At 51.7% G+C, this 21,499-nt stretch carries 17 protein-coding genes and 1 pseudogene; 16 read left to right on the top strand and 2 right to left on the bottom strand.

Annotation, left to right across the window (positions count from 1 at the left end):
• The 5 genes and pseudogenes from M2403_RS24925 to M2403_RS08230 all read left to right on the top strand — a co-directional run.
• A pseudogene (locus M2403_RS24925) lies at positions 1 to 903 on the top strand (phage tail protein); the annotation flags it as partial.
• A gap of 1,907 nt (positions 904 to 2,810) precedes the next feature.
• The gene (locus tag M2403_RS08245) at positions 2,811 to 3,365 is read left to right on the top strand and encodes a tail fiber assembly protein (protein WP_310503625.1); all 555 of its coding nucleotides are present in this window, start codon (positions 2,811 to 2,813) and stop codon (positions 3,363 to 3,365) included.
• Entirely contained in the window at positions 3,355 to 4,077 is a 723-nt protein-coding gene (locus M2403_RS08240) for a hypothetical protein (protein WP_259228899.1), read from the top strand. Before M2403_RS08245 ends, M2403_RS08240 begins: the two co-directional genes overlap by 11 nt.
• Positions 4,052 to 4,591 (top strand): hypothetical protein, encoded by a 540-nt coding sequence (locus M2403_RS08235; RefSeq protein WP_259228898.1) that lies wholly within the window; start codon positions 4,052 to 4,054, stop codon positions 4,589 to 4,591. Before M2403_RS08240 ends, M2403_RS08235 begins: the two co-directional genes overlap by 26 nt.
• A 4-nt stretch (positions 4,592 to 4,595) precedes the next feature.
• Positions 4,596 to 6,251 (top strand): hypothetical protein, encoded by a 1,656-nt coding sequence (locus M2403_RS08230; protein ID WP_259228897.1) that lies wholly within the window; start codon positions 4,596 to 4,598, stop codon positions 6,249 to 6,251.
• A 1,953-nt stretch (positions 6,252 to 8,204) separates the two neighbouring features.
• On the opposite strand, the gene M2403_RS08225 is transcribed toward M2403_RS08230, so the two are convergent.
• Complete coding sequence (locus M2403_RS08225; protein ID WP_152326953.1) at positions 8,205 to 9,887, bottom strand: aspartate:alanine antiporter; 1,683 nt, start codon at positions 9,885 to 9,887, stop codon at positions 8,205 to 8,207.
• 328 nt (positions 9,888 to 10,215) lie between these two features.
• On the opposite strand from M2403_RS08225, the gene ybjM reads away from it, so the two are divergent.
• Positions 10,216 to 10,590 carry an inner membrane protein YbjM gene (gene ybjM, locus M2403_RS08220; protein WP_152326954.1) on the top strand — a complete coding sequence of 125 codons (375 nt, stop codon included), beginning with the start codon at positions 10,216 to 10,218 and terminating at the stop codon, positions 10,588 to 10,590.
• A gap of 63 nt (positions 10,591 to 10,653) precedes the next feature.
• Here the strand turns inward: ybjM and M2403_RS08215 are convergent, their stop codons facing one another.
• The gene (locus M2403_RS08215) at positions 10,654 to 10,920 is read right to left on the bottom strand and encodes a GrxA family glutaredoxin (protein ID WP_013575818.1); all 267 of its coding nucleotides are present in this window, start codon (positions 10,918 to 10,920) and stop codon (positions 10,654 to 10,656) included.
• Between the two features lie 286 nt (positions 10,921 to 11,206).
• On the opposite strand from M2403_RS08215, the gene nfsA reads away from it, so the two are divergent.
• From nfsA to M2403_RS08165, 10 genes are all read left to right on the top strand, one after another.
• Positions 11,207 to 11,929 (top strand): oxygen-insensitive NADPH nitroreductase, encoded by a 723-nt coding sequence (gene nfsA, locus M2403_RS08210; RefSeq protein WP_165057895.1) that lies wholly within the window; start codon positions 11,207 to 11,209, stop codon positions 11,927 to 11,929.
• Positions 11,930 to 11,947: 18 nt separating this feature from the next.
• On the top strand, positions 11,948 to 12,850 hold the full coding sequence (gene rimK / locus M2403_RS08205; RefSeq protein ID WP_165057894.1) for a 30S ribosomal protein S6--L-glutamate ligase: 903 nt from the start codon (positions 11,948 to 11,950) through the stop codon (positions 12,848 to 12,850).
• A 148-nt stretch (positions 12,851 to 12,998) separates the two neighbouring features.
• Positions 12,999 to 13,481 (top strand): YbjN domain-containing protein, encoded by a 483-nt coding sequence (locus M2403_RS08200; RefSeq protein ID WP_152326957.1) that lies wholly within the window; start codon positions 12,999 to 13,001, stop codon positions 13,479 to 13,481.
• 424 nt (positions 13,482 to 13,905) lie between these two features.
• Entirely contained in the window at positions 13,906 to 15,015 is a 1,110-nt protein-coding gene (potF, locus tag M2403_RS08195) for a spermidine/putrescine ABC transporter substrate-binding protein PotF (RefSeq protein ID WP_152326958.1), read from the top strand.
• A 167-nt stretch (positions 15,016 to 15,182) separates the two neighbouring features.
• Entirely contained in the window at positions 15,183 to 16,316 is a 1,134-nt protein-coding gene (potG, locus tag M2403_RS08190) for a putrescine ABC transporter ATP-binding subunit PotG (protein ID WP_152326959.1), read from the top strand.
• 10 nt (positions 16,317 to 16,326) lie between these two features.
• Positions 16,327 to 17,280, top strand: a complete 954-nt coding sequence (potH, locus tag M2403_RS08185; protein ID WP_152327191.1) for a putrescine ABC transporter permease PotH — start codon at positions 16,327 to 16,329, stop codon at positions 17,278 to 17,280.
• Entirely contained in the window at positions 17,277 to 18,122 is an 846-nt protein-coding gene (gene potI, locus M2403_RS08180; protein WP_152326960.1) for a putrescine ABC transporter permease PotI, read from the top strand. Before potH ends, potI begins: the two co-directional genes overlap by 4 nt.
• 64 nt (positions 18,123 to 18,186) lie before the next feature.
• On the top strand, positions 18,187 to 18,633 hold the full coding sequence (locus M2403_RS08175) for a YbjO family protein (protein ID WP_259228896.1): 447 nt from the start codon (positions 18,187 to 18,189) through the stop codon (positions 18,631 to 18,633).
• 86 nt (positions 18,634 to 18,719) lie between these two features.
• Positions 18,720 to 19,853: a 23S rRNA (uracil(747)-C(5))-methyltransferase RlmC gene (gene rlmC / locus M2403_RS08170; protein WP_259228895.1), complete on the top strand. Its 1,134-nt coding sequence runs from the start codon at positions 18,720 to 18,722 to the stop codon at positions 19,851 to 19,853.
• A gap of 340 nt (positions 19,854 to 20,193) precedes the next feature.
• Positions 20,194 to 21,489 (top strand): OprD family porin, encoded by a 1,296-nt coding sequence (locus M2403_RS08165; protein ID WP_259228894.1) that lies wholly within the window; start codon positions 20,194 to 20,196, stop codon positions 21,487 to 21,489.
• Positions 21,490 to 21,499: the final 10 nt, after the last annotated feature.

Below are 21,499 nucleotides of genomic sequence, written 5' to 3'. Positions count from 1 at the left end.
ATGTCACAGACCGTGATTACGACTGCGTTTGAGCAGTGGAAAGCCGCGCAGGCCGCCAATGGCCAGGCGGTTGTCCTGGATGAATTTGTTTTTGCCAACGTACCAAATCTGGACGTTAACAAACCGATTGATCGAGCCGAGGGCGTGCCACCTGCCGCGCAAATTGTTTACCGTCAGGCGGTTGAAAAAACCGGTTTGGTCAATCAAAACGCCGTGGTGTATTCGGTGACGCTGGGCGCGGACGTGGGCGATTTCTCGTTTAACTGGATCGGGCTTATCAATAAGGCCACCGGCAAATTGGCCATGGTGGTGCACGCGCCGCTACAAAGCAAAGTGAAGAACGCCAACGGTCAGCAGGGCAACGTGTTAACCCGTTCTTTCCTGATGGAGTACAACGGGGCGGAAACACAGACGTTGATCAGCACACCGGCCGAAACCTGGCAGATTGATTTCACGGCACGCCTGGCGGGCATGGATGAATCTCTGCGCCTGGCTAATCTGGATATTTACGGCGCCGGGGCATTTTTTGATAACGGCTTTTTGGTATCCAAAACCGGTACGCAATTCTTTGTTACGGCAGGATTGGGCTATGTGGGCGGGCTGCGTGCCAGCCTGGCGGCCAAAACCAATATCACCGTGACAACCAAACCAATGAAGGTGTGGGCGGATGTGAGCTATCACGGCACGCTGACCAGCGAATATAAAACGGATATCAAATTCACCCTGGCCACGACGCTGAAAGACTACGTTCAAAGCGGGATTGCGCACTACGTGTTTGCCCTGGCCAGCATCGACTCCAACGGCGTGATCACGGATTTGCGCCCGCAGGGCAGTAGCTTATATCTGCGTCGGGATATGAACCTGGCGGACATTGCCAATGGGGCTGCGGCGCTGGATACGCTGAACGGTGTACCGAAAACGCGCACGGTCAATAAAAAGCCGCTAACCGCTGATATTAGCCTGACCCCGGCAGATGTTGGCGCAATCAGTAATGTTATGCCTAACGTGGATAACACCACGATCACCAAGCTTTATGATCCATCTATCGTGGGATTATCCGGGGGTGTGACATTGGCAGGATATTTTGACGATCATCCGCTTGGGGCAACCTTTCAGGCGGCTGACACGCTGGTGAGCCATCGCCGCTGGTATAACGCCGGGGCGGCGCTCACGCAGTATTTGCATTGCCGGACGGGCACCGTTTACGTGCGTGTCGGAAACGTCAGCACGGCTGATGTAAGCGGCTGGGCTTGGGTGCAGACAGGTGCCACCACGTTACCGTTTGGGTGGAGAAAGCTTTTTGACAGCAGCAGCCTTGAACTGGCCGATTTAACGCGGCTGGGTGTCGCAAGGGCGGGCGATAACACAGATATTGTCAGCATGGGCAAACTAACCAGCATTGCGTCCAGTGTGAAAATGGCGGCCAACCTTGAGGTAGCAAGTTCGATCCAGGCTAATTATCGGGTGGGTATTCTGCGTGCAAATGACTATGAAGCTTATATGTCATTCACAAGCCGCGTAGGCACAATTTCGGCAGATAATTTACCGAGCGTTTTAACCTCAATGGGCAACATGTATTTTCGTGTGACTAACACGCTGACAGATACAGACCCGCACGCAGGGCGTGCCTTAGGTGGCCTTTCCTCTGCCATTTATCCTGCCGGTGAGGGGGTGATGCGCATGGATGCCAGGGATGAAACCGGCGCAATTAAAGCCCGTATTGTCCTTGATGGGCAAACCGATAGCGTACATGTGTCCAACGGTGTTTTACGGCCAGAATGGGGTATGACTCTTAGCTCTACTAATGCCAACTCAGTGATCCGGGGGCGTAATGATGCCGTCATTTTGCGTGATCATAACAATGGCAATATTACCCTGTCCGCCAGTCTGAAAGACGCGGGTACGCAAATTGGCGGGACGCTCTACATTGGGTATAACCGGCCGGAAGCGAATATTTTCACCTCTGCGGTTTCCATCGACTCGCCTGTCACTGTTAACGAAACTATGAAGGTCGTTAAAGATGCCGCTTTTGCCGGTGCCATGACGGTGGCGGGTGGGCTGACATTAAACACCGCGCTGCCTGTTTCCAGCGGTGGCACCGGTGCAAAAACTGCCACCGACGCATTAAAAAATCTGGGCGGATTACCGAGCAACGGCACGGCAGTAGCGGCCACGAAACTGGCCACAGCCCGTAAAATTGCCGGTGTAGCCTTTGATGGCACCAACGATATTGCACTGAATGCGGATAATGTTGGCGCATTTCCCCGCACGGGTGGGGATGTAAATGGTGGCGTTACAGCGAACTTCCTCCGCGCAATAACCCTTCCTCAGCCAGGCAACGGACAAGGGACGTACCTGGGATGGAATGAGAGTAACGGGCAGGGTGAATCTAACTTTGTTAACAACAAAGGGGGCGGTATTGGCGGATTTGTTTTCCGTACCGTTAACGTCAATAACTCGGTGCAAACGGGTTACGTCAGAATTTCCGGAACGGGAGACTTGAGTACGCAGGGGAATTTGTACACTGACGGCGGCGGGATTTATGAGATGGGGCAACGTGTATCCACTCAGAATGATGCGCAAAACCGGGCAAATAATGCGGAAAATAACGCCCGTAACTGGGCTTATGGAAACTGCGTGCAGGATATTCGTTTTGGTGCGTCCACCGAATTTAAAGAACGCAACAACAATGAAAACATGAACGGTGGCGTGATGACGTCCTTCAAAGATGCGGGGAGTTCAAACTATTGGATCCGGATGCGTCCTTTGCAGAAAGCCGTGGGTGGCAACTGGTATACGGTAGGTTATGCATGAAAGCGAAAATATATGAGCAGTTTTCTCTGCGCGAAAATCTGAATGAAGCAGAAACGTTACTGGCTACATCACACGGCGTGATGTTCCTCAGTGATAAGAAAGGAAACGACTGGTACGAGCTGCAAAAGGGTTTTTCGGCCAACACGCTGAAAATTGTTTTTGATGAAAATGGCGTGATTAACTCCGCCAGTTATGACGCGTCTACTCTGTGGCCGCAGTCTTTCAGCCTGGCCGAGGTTGATGTTATTCCCGAAAGCTTTGATATCCGTTCTCGCGGCGATAAATGGGTGTTTAACGGCAAAAAGATAATTGAACGCGTTTATTCAGCCGCTGAAATCACTGAACAGGCCGAGGCGATGAAAGGCAGTTTGCTGGCCACGGCGTCACAAAAAATCAGTCCGTTGCAGGACGCCAAGGAATTAGGAATTGCTACAGATGCCGAGCTGGCACAGCTAAAGCAATGGATGCTTTATCGGGTATTAGTTAGTCGCGTTGATACTGCTCAGGGGAAAGAAATGACCTGGCCAGAGGTGCCAACCGATGTGGCGTAAGGCAACGCTGAGCATCCCGGCAGATATGAGCGCATTAACCTGTTCGGTGCTGCCGGTTCATCCGTGGGTTTACGGCGTTGGCCAGGCCGCGGGTGATAGCAGTTATTTAAGCCCGGTTAACGCCACTGAATACCTGGCCAAAAAACTGGAAAGCGTCAGTGATGAAACCAGCGTTGTGGTGCATATGCTCAATGCCCCAACGCACGCGGAATTTATGACGATGCTGTCCGATTATTCCAGCGTGCTGCCCTTGCCGGTGATTGCCCAGGTGAAGCGCCGGGCAGAGGAAGCGGCCGCACTGGCCATCACCAAAATGCAAATCCCTGCAAAATTATCCGGGGGATTACCGGCAGCGCTGCCGTTGTCCACGTCCACCAATCGCCTGGCGGTAAACGCCCAGCGCATTGCGGCCGCTAAGGCGGAGGCGGCAACCGGTGCCAGTGCGGCCAGATTGCTGTCTGCCCTGAAAGACTTCACAGCGGCGCGGGGATCTGCCCTGGCGGCGGCGGCCGATGCGTTATCCGCCCTGAAAGGCAAAACGTCCCCGGCGTGGGTGTTTACGGCCAAAGGGAACGGCGCGTTCCTGGCCGGTGAGCTGCGCAAAAACATCCCGAATCAGGATTCGGTGTATACCCTGGCCACGTTGTTTAGCGGGGCGGATTTATCCACGTTGGAGGCGATGATCCATGACGATAACCACACTGGCACTTAATGGCGAAGCCATCCCGCTGATGAATCTGAAAGTCACGCCAACGATGCAGTTTGCGGAAAAAGACCAGTCCGGGCAGTCATCGAGCACGGCCAATGCTGAGCAGGGGATTAAGGCCAAAGAATTGCGCGTTTCGGGGACGGTATCCTTTCGGGACGCGGCGACGTTAAAACGGTTGTTTGAGCTGGCAGAGGCAAAATCTGCCAATGGTTCGTTGCAGGTTTACCGCGTGGCTAACCTGATCGCCCAGACGATTAATTTTCGTGAAGGGACTTTTACCGGCGCGATTGATGCACCGCAGCAGGATAATAAAATGGCCTGGCTGGTCACGTTTACCCTGCGCGAAAAAATCAGTGTAGCCGAGAAGAAAGAAGCCCGCGCAGGCAGTAAAACAGCGGCAACAAAACAGGGGGCGGCCGGTGCCAATGGAAGCGGCAACGCGGCGGCCGAAAGTGACGAAAAACTGACGTGGTTTGAGCGTAAAGTGCTGAAACCGGTCAATGAGGCATTGGGGTAAAGGGATGAAACCCATTAAGCGGTTGTATTTGTCGAGCGCGGCCACGCACCTGGTGGACGCAAACCTGGCGTTAGAATTAAATGCCTGCGGTCGGGGATTTATCACCGCGCAGACGGATGAAGATTACACCGGCAAACTGGTGCGCCTGGACGTGGGTTATCACGATCTGGTGCTGCGCTGGTTTACCGGTTTTGTGGAGCGCTCGCAGCCAGCGGAGAACGGCTATCAGCGGCTTTTTGTCCGGGAGCTGGTCGGCATATTTGAGCGTCTTTGGCCGTGCTCTTTTCAGCATCCCACGCTGCGACAAATCACCGGCTGGCTGACCGAGGAAAGCGGGCTGGAATTCACGCTGGCCAGCGGTGCGTCCTACGCCGATACGCCGATCCCACATTTCACCCATTCCGGCACCGGATATCATCTGTTAGCCAACCTGGGCAAAGCGTTCAGTATTACCGATTACGTGTGGTATCAGCTGCCCGATGGTGGCGTTTTTGTCGGTGCGGCCGCTGATGCACTGTTTGCCGGTAAGCCGGTAGAAATTCCCGCCGAATTTAACCAAAGCGTAGCCGGTGGCAATGTCATGACCGTGCCGCTGATCCAGTCTTTACGTCCAGGCGTAGAGGTGAACGGTCAGCGATTGACGAAGGTCAGATTGCATAATGATGATATGGAAATCACCTGGACGCCGCGCAATAAAGCCACCGGCCAGGCATTGCAGAAAACCCCGTTTCAACGCCAGGTTGAAAGCAGTTATCCAGAGCTGGCCAGCGGCTTGCACCTGCCGCAGTTCGCCAGGGTGGAAGCGCCCAGCGAAGATGTGAGCAACGGAAACATTGCCGATCCGTTCAGGCCGCGTTATGCCGTGGACTTGCAGCTGTTAGACGCAGACGGCAATCCGGCAAAAGATACGCCGCTTTATCCGGCCGTGCCGTTGCCGCTGCCAATGGCGGGCGGGGAATCCGGGATGTTCCAATTCCCACCGCCAGGCACGTTGGTAGAAGTCGGATTTAACGGCGGCCGCGCCGATAAGCCGTTTGTCCGTCAAACCCTTGCCCAGGGCAACAGCCTGCCCGCCGTTACGCCCGGCGAACAGCTGCAACAGCAGCGTGATGGCGTATCACAGCGGGTGACGGTGGCGGGCGATTGGGAACGCCAGACGGATCAGGTTATCCGTGAAACGTCCATGAGCCGGGTTGTCACGGCCGATGATGAAACCCGCACGCTGGTGGCCAGAGAAACAACCGTGCAGGCCACGGACAAAACCACGGTGCTGGGCAAGGCCACGTTGTTGGCCGGTGCAATTCAACAGATTGCCCAGGGAGATTACAGCCTGGCCACGCAGGCCAATTATGTGGCCAGTGTCCAGGGCAATGCGGAGACCAACGTGATTGGCCAGCTGATTGAGAAGGTCGGTATGTTACGCAGCAGCGTGGCGGGTGTGCGTCAGGAAGTGATTGCGCCGGTGGTGTGGATTGGTAGCCAGTCGGTCAATGTGTGCCAACTGATGCTTGATACCCTGGACGTGGTGAAACAGCTGGCACAGCTGACAGCCGCGCACACTCACAACAATACCGGCACGCCGCTTAATGCTATGGCGATTACCGACACCGGCACCAAGGCCACCACGCTAAAAGAGAAATACGATCCGGTTATTGGATAAGTATTTCATGCCCACGAAAGCCCGCCGTGTGCGGGTTTTTTATTGCCCGCAGATAACCCGCCTCAATCGCACGCAGTGCCGTGCAGTATCGCATTCAACGCCCTGAACCCTTTCAAAACGATCAAGCCGCCTGAGTGAGACAGCGCGGCCGTGCGTCCACGAAACAAAGCAAGACCAGACGGAAATTGCACTACACCGCACCCGCCTGCGCTTTTTGTGTAGGTAATTTTTTTCAGTTTTAAATTTCTACAAACCAACCCGCCAGGCCGCGCCCTGCCTGGGGTTTTGCGCGTGATCCCAAACTGAAAAGATTGAAAGGAATTTCAGTAAATTTCAGTTTTCTGGATCTGAGAAGGATCGAAGGAAAATCACAACGCCATGAAATAAAAGGTTTTTATTTTATTTTTGTAAGTTCAATAGATCGTTAAGAAGATCAAATTTGCGAGCCAGTGGAATGAGGTGAAGCCAGGCGCGGCACGGGCTGCGCGTAAGTTTAAGCCATTATATAAAACTGAAATTTGTGTAATTGGGATACTGTAATTATGGACAGTTAAATCAATTCAAAGATGGCAGAGCAAAGGCGGCAACTGTCTGGAAAGTTTTCATACATCCTGCAACTCTTGGAGCGGGATGGTTATGATAGCGCAGTTGGTTATTATTGTGATCTTTAGACTGTTTATCGAATATGATAATACAATCGTGCGTGGTTTCTAAAGGACACTTATTATTCTCACCTCTCTGGTTTTAGAATAACCACCGCCTGTTTTTGGATACATATATAATTTGTCTTAGGTGAGTAACTAAATGTATTCTCTCCGTAGGTTGCAATATATCTGAATGGTTCTTTTGTATGATTGGAGCAATCTCCTGAGTCCTGTATCAAAAAACTTCCTATTCCTTTCGATAGCCTATTACCGGACTCCATACCCCAACTAGCTATAAAAGTGGGTAGGAAACAAATGATGAAAATGAAAAATGCTCTATAAAAAAAATTAAAATTAGGTAGAAATTTGTTGAGCACACATAAAGCTAACGAAATTGCGAAAGATGCACCAAAGGCGTAAGTAACACCAGCACTTCCAGTTTGATCGATAGGCCCCAATATCCAGTGGCTATAGGCTATGCATGCGAAAAAAAATAGAACTGATACAATAATTATGAAAATCTGAAATTTGAACTTCGTTTGATAAGATATAGTGTTAAGTGATAATTTACTGTGCCAATCTATTTTGAAAAAGTTTAATAGAAATAGAATTGTTAATATAACAGCAATTATAGGTACTATTGCCGATTTTAAGATATCAGTAGTTGAAGTGAAATAAATAACTTCTCTGATACCAATTGGGAAATTAGACCAAAACCCTGATAAATATGAGAATCCGCACAGTAGTGCATATAACGTAAGACTTGCTGTTACTGACAAATCAAACTTGAGCATCGAATGACCTCTAGAAAAAAATTATTTAGAATGAACTCTTATTGAAAAATTAATAATTAACACGTAGGTCAGCATAAGTTTCAATAGTTGTTAAGAGGGAGAGGGCTTCGCTTTAACTTAAACTCCCTTCTTTGAAGCAGTGCATTTTGGGGAGTTAAACCCCATTAAGAGGCACGGCAGATACGTAATTAGTTAAGTAACACTGTGAGAAAGTTAGCGAAAAGAAACGCGTGGTGCAAATTAGTTTTGGCGCGCTGTCGCCATTTTGTCGCCAATAGGCATGGATCTGTTGCTTAACTGATTGTTTTAAAGGTGTTTTTAAAACAGAAAAGAAAAAACCCGGCAATCTTGAACCTAAAAAGGCGGGATTGACGGGCTCTCCAAATTTGGGGACTTCAAAGAAAAGCAGTGGCACTAATTAAGACTTCGCTCCCCTTTAAAAGTTCGCGCGATGTGGCAAAAATATAAAAAAATTATTGATTTTTTTTTGCCACATTCGGGATCAACAACTTACGTCACGCTCCCGGCCAGATGATGACGATCAGTGTCCCCGCGAGTGTCAGTAATACGTTAGCAATGGCATAGGTTCCTGCATAACCCAGTGCCGGAATGTTGCTGCGGGCGGTGTCGCTGATGATTTCCATCGCCGGTGCGCAGGTTCGTGCGCCCATGATGGCGCCGAACAGTAATGCCCGGTTCATCCTCAGTACGTAGGCGCCGAAGATGAAGCAAATCACCACCGGCACAAGGCTGACAATCAGGCCGGACAGCAACATTTGTCCGCCGACGGCGCCAAGCCCGTTGTTGATCCCCGCACCAGCGCTGAGGCCGACACCCGCCATAAATACCATCAGACCGAACTCTTTGACCATATTCAGCGCACCCTGCGGAATGTAGCCGAAAGTAGGGTGGTTTGCGCGCAGAAATCCGAGCATGATACCGGCGAACAGCAGGCCCGCGGCGTTACCAATCCCGAAGCTGAAGCTTTTGAACTGGAAGGTGATCAGCCCGATCATCAGGCCGACAATGAAGAAGGCGCAGAAGGCGAGTAAATCGGTGAGCTGGCTGTGAACGGAGATAAAGCCGATGCGCTCTGCCACGCTTTTTACACGACGCGCGTCGCCGCTGACCTGCAACACATCGCCTTTGTTGAGCACGATGCTGTCGTCGATCGGCATTTCAATCTGGCTGCGGATCACGCGGTTAAGGAAACAACCCTGATCGGTCAGATTGAGCTGGCTCAGACGTTTGCCGACGGCGTGATTGTTTTTCACCACCACTTCTTCCGTCACGATGCGCATATCGAGCAGGTCACGGTCGAAAACTTCTTTCCCGTTACGGAAACTCGGATCAAGGCGTGAGTGCGCGTCCGGATAGCCGACCAGCGAAATTTCATCGCCGACCTGCAACACGGCGTCACCGTCCGGCGTCGCGAGAATTCCATTACGGCGGATACGTTCGATATAACAACCCGTCTGGCGATAAATCCCCAGTTCACGCAGGTTTTTGCCATCAGCCCAGGCGACCAGTTCCTGCCCGACACGGTAGGCGCGGATCACCGGAAGATAAACTTTTCGCTTACTGTCTGTGTCCAGACCGCGTTCGCGGGCGATTTGCTGCGCACTGGTTGGCAGATCCTGATGTTGCAGTTTTGGTAAATAGCGTGCGCCGAAAATCAGGCTGACCAGCCCGATAAGATACGTCAATGCGTAGCCGAGGCTCAGATTATCCAGCGCGGGGCTGAGCGTATTACTGCCCGCGAGGGTATTGCGCAGCGTGTCTCCCGCGCCCACCAGAACCGGCGTGGAGGTCATGGAACCGGCGAGCATACCGGCGGTGAGACCGATGTCCCACCCGAATGCCTTGCCAAGACCGAGCGCGAGAAGCATCGCGCTGCCGACCATGACCAGCGCCAGCATCAGATAATTTTTGCCATCCCGGAAGAAAATTGAAAAAAAGTTGGGTCCGGCTTCGACGCCCACGCAAAAAATAAACAGCATAAAACCGAGGTTGAGCGCTTCCGTATTAATGCTGAAATGTTGCTGGCCTAAAAGCAGGGAAACCACTAATACGCCAATAGAATTTCCGAGCTGAACGGAGCCCAGGCGAATTTTCCCCAGGCACAAGCCCAGTGCCAAAACCACAAATAATAACAGGATGTAATTCCCGTTTAACAAACTAGCGACGTTTATATTCACAAGGATAACTTATTGTTTACCAACAAATTCTTGATATAGGAGAATGTAAAGGATAAATTCAGATCCAGAAAATTCCTACTTTTTTAAACACCTTTGGTTTCTCAAATCGTGAATTAGAAAAGCAGGTTTCGGGCGTCATTTTAGTCATAGAACGTCTCTTCAGCCAGAGAAAAGCCCGTATAAATCAACTGAACGCTTTTTTTGTGTTTCGCGGGATTGCGGAACGCGTCAGGGAAGTGAGCCGGCAAGGCTCTGTCAGGTAAAAATGAACGCATTGCATGCAGTGCAGACGGCCTGTGAATCTCGCCAACTTTAAGGAGGAAGTCAGATGGCATTTTGGCGAAAGTTAATAGCCCCGCTATTTTGTTGCATTATTTTTATAGTTATTTTTATTTCGTTAAAAAATAGCTGGATAGTTGTTAGAGATATAACACCTGGTCCGGAATATGGTCTGTTATTATTTTTATTGCCGGGTTTGCTGACCGGGCTGATATATCGCGATTCGCCGATATTTTCATCTTTGATAGGTGCGCTGATTTCTGTGCCGGTTTGTACCGCGCTGCGTATGGTATTTTATCCGCGCGTGCGTCCGCTGGTGCAGGAAGTGGCTTACGCAACCAGCGCGATTTTCTGGTGTGTGCTGGGCGCGATGCTGATTCAGCTGCTCTTTACTGCGTATAAACAGTTCAGACAGCACCGGTAAACATTTTCCGATGCCATAAAAAAAGGCGCTCAATGAGCGCCTTTTTGCTGAGTTCAGAAACACTTAGTTGCTGAACAGAGCCAGATGTTCTTTGGCATAGGCTTCAAAATCAGTGCAGCCGCCGATGTGTTTCTGATCGAGGAAAATCTGTGGAACAGTTTCAACAGGTTTACCCACTGTTTTTTCCAGGTCAGCTTTGGTGATGCCTTCCGCATGGATATCGATGTAGCGGAAATTGAAATCATCACGTTCTTCAGTCAGTTTTTCAGCCAACTCTTTAGCACGTACACAATAAGGACAGCCAGGACGCCCGAAAATTACTGCAAACATGGAGACTCCTTTGTTAATACCAGCGAGATAAATGAAAAGGGAGTGACTATTTTTGTTATGCACGTCACCTTTTTGATGCCGCTACTATGCCTGTTGCAAGCCACAAAAAAAAGCAGGAATTACCTGTCGGTCTGATACCTTCTGCCTATCCAAATGATGAATCAGGGATTTTTCGGGTGCGCATATTGTTACAGCATTTGATGTCACAAGCCTTGCAAACAGGGCGCGCAGCATGAATGATTGCAACATCTGTTTTCGCTTTTTCATCCGTTCAGGAATTTTTTTAATGACGCCGACTATCGATCTTCTGCGCTCACACCGTTCCATCCGTTCTTTTACCGGCCAGCCGGTATCCGATGAACAGCGTGAGGCGATCATTGCTGCCGCGCAATCTGCCTCAACTTCCAGCTTTTTGCAGTGTTCATCGATTATCCGCGTTACCGATCCGGCGCTGCGCGAAACGTTGGTGCAGTACACCGGCGGGCAGCAATACGTGGCCAGCGCCGCTGAATTTTGGGTTTTCTGTGCCGATTTCAACCGCAACTTGCAGATTAACCCTGAGGCCGAACTGGGGCTGGCGGAACAATTGCTGCTCGGTTGCGTGGATACCGCGCTGATGGCGCAAAATGCCATGACCGCCGCCGAATCACTCGGGTTGGGCGGCGTATTTATTGGTGGGATCCGTAATCAGGTGGAAGACGTTGTCGCGCTGCTGAAATTACCGAAATTCGTGATGCCGTTGTTCGGTTTTTGTATCGGCACGCCTGCGCAGGATCATCAGGTCAAGCCGCGGATGCCGCAGTCCATGCTGGTTCACGAAAACAGCTATCAGCCGCTGGATAAAGAACTTCTGGCGCAATATGACGAAGAACTCAGCGCGTATTATCTGCAACGCGACAGTAATGCCCGCCGCGATACCTGGAGCGCACTGATTATCCGTACCCTGAAAAAGGAACAGCGTCCGTTTATGCTGGACGCATTACATAAGCAAGGCTGGGCAACACGCTAATCGGCGATGGAGTGTCGGATGAAGATTGCAATTCTTTCCCGTGACGGGTCTTTATATTCGTGTAAACGGCTGCGGGAAGCCGCAGAGGCCCGGGGGCATGAGATCGACATCATTGATCCGCTCTCCTGCTATATGAACATCAATCCGGCCGCGCCGAGTGTGCATTATCGCGGGCGTCAGCTGGATAAATACCAGGCGGTGATACCGCGTATTGGTTCTGCTATTACGTTCTATGGCACCGCGGTATTGCGCCAGTTTGAAATGCTCGGGAGTTTTCCTCTCAATGAATCTGTGGCGATTACCCGGGCGCGCGATAAGTTGCGTTCGATGCAGATTCTGGCGCGTGAAGGCATAGATTTGCCGATCACCGGTTTTGCTAATGCGCCGGACGATACGTCAGATCTCATCGCGCTGGTCGGCGGTGCGCCGCTGGTGGTCAAGCTGGTTGAAGGCACGCAGGGCATCGGCGTGGTGCTGGCTGAAACCCGTCAGGCGGCGGAAAGCGTGATTGACGCCTTCCGCGGGCTGAATGCGCACATTCTGGTTCAGGAATATATCCGCGAAGCTGAAGGGCGCGACATCCGCTGTCTGGTGGTGGGAAAACGCGTGGTGGCGGCGATTGAACGTCAGGCCAAACCGGGCGATTTCCGTTCCAATCTTCATCGCGGCGGAACCGCGACCAACGTCAAAATCACGCCGGAAGAGAAAGAAATTGCGGTGAAAGCGGCGCTGACGCTGGGGCTCGACGTTGCCGGTGTCGATATTTTGCGTGCGCACCGAGGGCCGCTGGTGATGGAAGTTAACGCATCGCCGGGGCTGGAAGGCATCGAAACCACAACCGGCCTGGATATTGCGGGCATGATGATTGATTACATTGAACAGCGGGCGAAGCCGGGATTCAGGCTTAAATCTGGCGGTTAAATCTTAATTACCGGCGCTAATGTGCATCAAAAGGCCTTTGGTCGTAGCGCTGACCGGTAATATTCCGTAAGCTATGACCCCCTTCGTAACGCTGCGGGTGTTGCGAAGGCGTGGTTATTCTCGTTGTTTTGAACTTGTGAGGCATTCTATGGATTCGCTCATCGTCCCTGATTTGGCGCTGCTGCGGCGCTGGCTGGATCAGCTGGGCATTTCTTTTTTCGAGTGTGATTCCTGTCAGGCTCTCCATTTGCCGCATATGCAGAATTTTGATGGCATTTTTGATGCCAAACTCGATATCGTGGACAACGTAATTTTGTTCTCCGCGCTGGCCGAAGTGAAACCCACGGCGCTGATCCCGCTGGTTGCTGATTTAAGCTCGATTAACGCCAGCTCGCTGACCATCAAGGCCTTTGTCGATATTCAGGATGACAATTTGCCGAAACTGATTGTTTGCCAGTCGCTGACGATCGCCGTGGGCGTGACCGAAGAGCAATTCGCTTTCTTCCTGCAACAGGCGGAAGAGCAGATGTCGATGATTATTCTTGAAGCCCACGCCAACGATTTACTGTTCCTTGGCGACGATGAAGAAGGCACACCGGCCGTTTCCGTGAATCTGCCTTTATTGCATTAAACCCTGTTAGTTATTTTTCTCCCTCTGAAGATCCTTTCCTGCGAGCCGTGTTTATTGCGGCTCCGCTGCCTTTATTCGCTTTCGCCATAAGTTATGCTGCGTTTGTGCCGGTGTTGCCAGATATTTCACTTTGTTAAAAGCCAAAATGCCAGACGGTATAGACCAAATCTGCATAAATAATCGATAAACGCCGGTTTTGTCTCAGGAGGCTGGTACACGGGGGTTGCAGGCGCTATGCTTCTGACTCTGCACCACGCGTGATTACGTCGTAAAACCAAACGGTTAATTCGCAGGCAGCGTATGCGTCAGCGTTGAATGCCTATGCAAGTTTAATGGGTGAGCGTTGGCATTGTGTGAAAGGTTTTGTATCAGTCTGAGTGATACAAATTCAATTTATATTCCCCTGTCTTGGAGGTAGTAACGGATGTTCACCCTGCGTAAAAAGTGGTTATCGGGTGTTGTCGCCGGTCTGGTTATGGCCGCGTCCGTCACAGCGTCTGCGGAAGAGAAAACGCTGCATATCTACAACTGGTCCGATTATATCGCGCCAAACACCGTGCCTGATTTCCAGAAAGAAACCGGCATCAAAGTGGTTTACGACGTGTTTGACTCCAACGAAGTGCTGGAAGGCAAACTGATGGCAGGGAGCACCGGTTTCGATCTGGTCGTGCCGTCGGCCAGTTTCCTTGAACGCCAGCTGGCGGCGGGCGTTTTCCAGCCGCTGGATAAGAGCAAACTGCCAAACTATAAAAACCTCGACCCTGATTTGCTCAAAATGGTCGCGCAGCATGATCCGGGCAACAAATACGCGATTCCTTATCTGTGGGCGACTACCGGTATCGGCTATAACGTCGATAAAGTGAAAGCCGTGCTGGGTAAAGATGCGCCGGTAAACAGCTGGGATCTGGTGCTCAAACCTGAAAACTTAGAGAAACTGAAAAGCTGCGGCGTTTCGTTCCTCGACGCACCGGCTGAAATTTACGCCACTGTGCTGAACTACCTGCATCTGGATCCGAATAGTACTAAAGCGTCGGATTACACCGGTGCGGCGAATGATCTGCTGCTGAAACTGCGTCCGAACATTCGTTATTTCCACTCTTCCCAGTACATCAACGACCTGGCTAACGGCGACATTTGTGTGGCGATCGGCTGGGCGGGCGATGTGATGCAGGCGTCTAACCGCGCGAAAGAAGCGAAAAACGGCGTGAACGTGGCGTACAGCATTCCGAAAGAGGGCGCGCTGGCATTCTTCGACGTCTTCGCCATTCCGGCCGATGCTAAAAACCTCGACGAAGCCTATCAGTTCCTCAACTACCTGATGGAACCGAAAGTGATCGCGCAAATCAGTAACACCGTCTACTACGCGAGCGGCAACAAAGCGGCTACGCCACTGGTGAATGAAGATGTGCGCAACAACCCGGGCATTTATCCACCGGCAGATGTGCAGGCCAAACTCTTCAGCCTGAAAGTACAGGATCCGAAAATTGACCGCGTTATCACCCGTTCGTGGACTAAAGTAAAAACCGGAAAATAGTACCCGTTTTAGAAAAGGTCAGGAAGACTACAGCGGCTCCGCACAACCCTGCGGGGCCGCTGGCATTTTGTTCCAGGCCACTTTTGGGCATAGAAATCAGGCACTTTTCCCCCTGACTGTTATGCTTATTTGATACAGCTTTATTTTGATACCGGAGATTCCTCTGAGTGAACGACGCCATTCCACGCCCTCAGCCTAAGTCCCAGAAAGGTTTCACGCCTTTGCTGGAGATCCGCAATTTAACCAAGTCTTTTGACGGTCAGGCCGCCGTGGATGATGTCAGCCTGACCATCTATAAAGGGGAGATTTTCGCACTGCTCGGCGCGTCCGGTTGTGGTAAATCGACACTGTTGCGCATGCTGGCCGGTTTTGAACAGCCCACGCAGGGACAGATTGTGCTTGATGGCGTGGACCTCTCGCAGGTGCCGCCGTATCAGCGGCCGATCAACATGATGTTCCAGTCCTACGCGCTGTTCCCGCACATGACGGTTGAACAAAACATCGCGTTCGGACTTAAGCAGGACAAATTACCGTCGGCAGAGATCAAAAGCCGCGTGGCAGAAATGCTGACGCTGGTTCACATGCAGGAATTCGCCAAACGTAAGCCACATCAGCTTTCCGGCGGTCAGCGTCAGCGCGTTGCCTTAGCCCGCAGTCTGGCGAAACGGCCAAAATTATTGCTGCTCGACGAACCGATGGGCGCGCTGGATAAAAAACTGCGTGACCGTATGCAACTCGAGGTGGTCGATATTCTCGAGCGCGTTGGCGCGACCTGCGTGATGGTGACGCACGATCAGGAAGAAGCCATGACTATGGCGGGGCGTATCGCCATCATGAACCGCGGCAAGTTTGTGCAAATCGGTGAACCGGAAGAAATCTACGAGCATCCGACCAGCCGTTTCAGTGCCGAATTTATCGGCTCGGTGAACGTGTTTGAAGGCGTGCTGAAAGAACGTCTGGATGAGGCTTTAGTGCTCACGTCGCCGGGGCTTTTGCATCCGCTGAAAGTGGATCCGGATGTCTCGGTGGTGGACGGCGTACCGGTGTTTGTCGCGCTGCGTCCGGAAAAAATCATGCTCTGCGAAGACGTGCCGGAAGACGGCTGCAACTTTGCGGTGGGCGAAGTCGTGAACATCGCGTATCTGGGCGACCTGTCGATTTACCACGTTAAACTGCACAGCGGTCAGATGATTACGGCGCAATTGCAAAACGGCCACCGTTTCCGCAAGGGCATGCCGACCTGGGGCGACGAAGTGCGTCTGTGCTGGCAAGCCGACAGCTGCGTCGTGCTGACAGTTTAAGGGGACGATGATGTCTTTGATTTCTGAAGTGACCACCGCGAAACCTCCGGGCGGATTCAAAGCCCTGACCGGACGTCTGCAACAACGTCATGGCCGTAAGCTGGTGATTTTATTGCCGCTGGTGTGGTTCCTGCTGCTCTTTTTACTGCCGTTCCTGATTGTTTTTAAAATCAGTTTCGCCGAGATGGCGCGCGCCATTCCGCCGTATACCGATCTGGTCACCTGGTCAGACGGCATGCTGGATATTGCGCTCAACATCGGTAACTACATCGGGCTCACGCAAGATCCGCTTTATATTGATGCCTATCTGCAATCGCTGGAAGTGGCCGCCATTTCCACGATTCTGTGCCTGCTCATTGGTTATCCGCTGGCGTGGGCCGTGGCGCACAGCAGCAAATCCATGCGTAACATTTTGCTGTTACTGGTGATCCTGCCGTCGTGGACGTCATTCCTGATCCGCGTTTACGCCTGGATTGGCATTCTCAAAGACAACGGTGTACTGAACAACGTGCTGCTGTGGCTGCACGTCATAGACCAGCCGCTGGTGATTTTGCACACCAATCTGGCGGTGTATATCGGGATTGTTTATTCGTATCTGCCGTTTATGATCCTGCCGATTTACACCGCGCTGACCCGCATGGATTATTCGCTGGTGGAAGCGGCGTCCGATCTTGGTGCCCGGCCGATGAAAACTTTCTTCAAAGTGATTATGCCGCTGACCAAAGGCGGGATTATTGCCGGCTCCATGCTGGTCTTTATTCCGGCGGTCGGCGAGTACGTGATCCCTGAACTGCTCGGTGGCCCGGACAGCAACATGATCGGGCGCGTGTTGTGGCAGGAATTCTTCAATAACCGCGACTGGCCGGTGGCCTCTGCGGTGGCGGTGGTCATGCTGTTACTGCTGATCATGCCGATCCTGTGGTTCCAGAAATACCAAAATAAAGAGCTGGGAGAAAAAGAATGAATCAGTTACCGGTTGTCCGTTCGCCGTGGCGAATTCTTATTCTCGTGCTCGGCTTTACGTTTTTGTATGCGCCGATGCTGATGCTGGTTATTTATTCGTTTAACAGCTCTAAGCTTGTTACGGTCTGGGCGGGCTGGTCTACCCGCTGGTATACTCAGCTTTTCCACGATTCTGCGATGATTAGCGCGGTGGGAATGAGCCTGACGATTGCCACGGCGGCGGCCACAATGGCTGTGATTGTCGGTACGCTGGCTGCGGTCGTGATGGTGCGATTCCAGCGTTTTCGTGGCTCGACGGGTTTTGCGTTTATGCTGACGGCACCACTGGTTATGCCCGACGTGATCACGGGTCTGGCGCTGCTGTTGCTGTTTGTGGCGATGGGGCACGCTTTTGGCTGGCCGGCTGAGCGTGGCATGTTTACCATCTGGCTGGCGCATGTGACGTTTTGTAGTGCGTATGTGGCGGTGGTGGTGTCGGCGAGATTGCGGGAACTGGATCGTTCCATCGAAGAAGCCGCGATGGATTTAGGCGCGGCGCCCGTGAAAGTCTTCTTCATTATTACACTGCCGATGATCCTGCCAGCGCTAATTTCCGGCTGGCTGCTGGCGTTTACGCTGTCGCTCGACGATCTGGTTATCGCCAGCTTTGTCGCCGGGCCGGGCGCAACGACTTTGCCAATGCTGGTCTTCGCCAGTGTGAGAATGGGCGTTAACCCGGAAATCAACGCACTGGCAACGCTCATCCTGCTGGTGGTGGGCATCATTGGCATGATTGCCTGGTGGTTTATGTCCAGAGCTGAGAAACAGCGGATCAAGGATATCCAGCGCGCACAGCGTAGCTGAATATAAGATAATTTCAGGGCGGATATTTCCGCCCTGAACGTAAATGGAGATCCCAAACGGATTTATGAAACTGGCATTTATCCCTGTTCCCGTCATGATTGCAGCCTCGGCGATTGTTGCCACGCGCTGCCTTGAGTTTATTTTGCTGTTTGACGCCATGGGTTTTTCAGGGATGATGAGCTTTATCGAAGTCAGCGCAGAGTCGTGGCTGAACTGTTTTATCCTGCTGGCGAGCCTGCTGATTGTGCTGATTGAATGCCGTGCAGCGTACGCGATGATGCGTGCGCGGATTTGGGGGCGCCGGGCGTTTATTGGCTGCCAGGTGATTGTCGTCGGTTACATGCTGCTGGCGTCTTTCGAATGGTTCGGACCGCGTATTTTTCGTTTTGATGTCGACACCCAGGGTGAGTTTCTCACCGCGCTGCTGGTGCAAAAAATCCCCGATATTGTGGTTCTGCTCCTGCTTTTCGTGCCAGCCAGCAGCCGTCGCTACTTTGCGAAACGTAAATAGCACCTGCAGCAGGTGAGCCTTTCAGGCCGTGTGGTGATACACTGCGCGCCAGATTTTTCTCCGTATTCGATGACCGGAATTCTTTCATGCACTGCGCACTTTATACCGCCGGAACCTGCCGCTCATGTCAGTGGCTCGACACGCCTTATTCGCAACAGTTAGCCGACAAACAGCGGGATTTACACTCTCTGCTGGAAGGTTTGCCGGTCGGAGAATGGCGCGAACCGGTGACCGGGCCGGAAAGTGCTTTTCGAAATAAAGCGAAAATGGTGGTCAGCGGCAGCGTGGAGCGCCCGTTGCTTGGCATGGTGCACCGCGACGGCACGCCGGTAGATTTATGCGAATGCCCGCTGTACCCCGCCAGTTTCCCTGCTGTATTTTCAGTGCTTAAAACCTTTATTGCCCGCGCAGGCCTGACGCCGTACAACGTAGCGCGTAAGCGTGGCGAGCTCAAATTCCTGTTGCTGACCGAAAGCCAGAAAGGCGGCGGTATGATGCTGCGTTTTGTTCTGCGTTCAGAGGCCAAACTGGCCCAGCTGCGCGCCGCGCTGCCGTGGTTGCAACAGCAGTTGCCACAGCTGACCGTGATTTCTGCCAACATCCAGCCGGTGCATATGGCGATCCTCGAAGGTGACACCGAAATCCCGCTGACGGACGTGCAACGTCTTGAAGAAGAATTTAACCATGTGCCGCTGTTTATCCGTCCGCAGAGCTTCTTCCAGACCAATCCGCAGGTTGCTGAACGGCTTTACGCCACCGCGCGTGACTGGGTACATGAGCGCGGCAATATTGCCAGCATGTGGGATCTGTTCTGTGGTGTCGGCGGTTTTGGCCTGCATTGCGCCACGCCAGACATGCAACTGACCGGCATTGAAATCAGCGCGGAAGCCATCGCCTGCGCGAGAGAATCAGCCCGCCGTCTGGGGCTGAAAAACGTCGAATTCCAGGCGCTGGATTCCACCGGTTTTGCGACCGGAAAAGGCGACGTCCCGGATCTGGTTCTGGTGAATCCGCCACGGCGTGGCATCGGCAAAACGCTGTGTGATTACCTGAGCCAGATGGCGCCGGACACCATTTTGTATTCCAGCTGTAATGCGCAGACGATGGCAAAGGATCTGGCTTTATTGCCGGGCTACGCCATTGCGCGCGTCCAGATTTTCGATATGTTCCCGCATACCGCGCATTATGAAGTGATGGCGATGCTGACGCGGGAAATATAAGAGTATTAATAAGCTGATGTTATTACGTTTCCCTATTATAGATTTCTCCTAAAAGAAACGGCAAAGAGATCAGCTGTTAATTTCCCCGCCTGTTAAGAAAAAGCTTATATTGCGCGAAATAAATTTGATTCGCTTCACAGAATTTCCTTTTAATCCTTAAATCCATCCTGCGGCACTGTTTTTTATTCTCAAACCGGTTATGTTTATTCCCGGATTGTTACTGCATAGGCAGGCAAAACCTGAACTGAAATTTCCCGCTCCCCGGGAGATATCGGCTCAGGTTTTTTTTTGCCTTTTATAAATGCACCCTGAAAAACATTGGCCTGATGGAACATTCGCTATGGAAAAGCACGCTCTGGCACTGATAACCGGTATTCTTTGTTCACCTTCGCTGGCCTTTGCCGGTATAGATGACCTTGCGGAATCTGGTTTTATAAAAAACAGTTCCCTCGATTTAGGAACACACAATATATGGAAATATCTTGATGAAGGTGAAACAGATAAACGTAATGTCCACTCCGCATGGGGACAGGGGCTTGCACTGGATTATAAGTCAGGCTATTTAGCTGACGTTGTTGGTGTCGATGCCTCTTATTATGGCGTGATTAAACTGGCGGCTGCCGATAATTTCGCGTCAAGAGGGATTTTGTATGATGACGATGGTCAGGCCAAAGGCTTTAATAAACTGGGACAGTTTTTCGGTAAAGCGAAATTCTCGCAGTCAGGCGTCGAAGGCAATCTGTATGGCGGCTGGAAACTCATCAAACTGGGTGTGCTGACCACCTCAATGCGCGCCGCGCCCAATACGTATAATGGCTGGAGCGGCGACCTGACTTATGACGCCTACCGCCTGCGGCTGGCGTATCTGACCAAATCGCTGAACCGTGATTCGCCGGATAAAGTGAATTTCATGACCAGCGACGGCCATGCGATTGACACGATTTACACCGGCGATGTTCAGTTCAAAACAGATAACCTGACGGCGCTTTATTTCTACGGTGAGAGTGAAGACTATTTGCGCAGAAACGGGCTGGAGCTGAATCTGAAACAAAACAAATCGTTGTCCTACGGCGTGCAGATTTATATGACGCAGGCGCTGGATAAATGGGACAGCATGGCGAATAACAAAAAGGACTTCGATCATCGCGCCAATCATTATGCCGCGGACATGACGTGGAAATATAACGGCTGGACAACCAAAGGCGGGCTGGCTTATACCGACGCGAATAAAGAAGGCGGGATCGGCATGTATCCCCGTCATATGAGTAAAAACTCGCGCGGTACGTTTAATTCGATGACCACAGCCGGGCTGGATTATATGCGCGACGAGGAAAAAGTATTGTCGCTGGATGTGGGTTACCACATCACGCCGGAATTAGTCCTGGGCATCAATACGCATTACGGCTTCTTTGATTTCCAGGGACAGCCGGTGAAAGAGGGAGAATTTAACGTCTACACGTTGTGGAAACCGGCGTCAAAAAAACTCAAGGATTTATCTGTTTTCGCTATGATCGGACCCGGCAGAACCTATGAACATAAAGGGACTTCACCGATTGTCGATCATCATGGAAATATCAAAAGCGCCGACAGTTTTGCGGCGGAGTTTCGTCTGGATTACAAATTCAACATATTTTAATCAACACATT

The organism is Rahnella sp. BIGb0603, assembly GCF_024808755.1.
GTDB classification, from domain to species: Bacteria; Pseudomonadota; Gammaproteobacteria; order Enterobacterales; family Enterobacteriaceae; genus Rahnella; species Rahnella contaminans.
The sequence above is the reverse complement of the archived record's forward strand: the minus strand, read 5'-3'. Positions and strand labels throughout refer to the sequence as shown.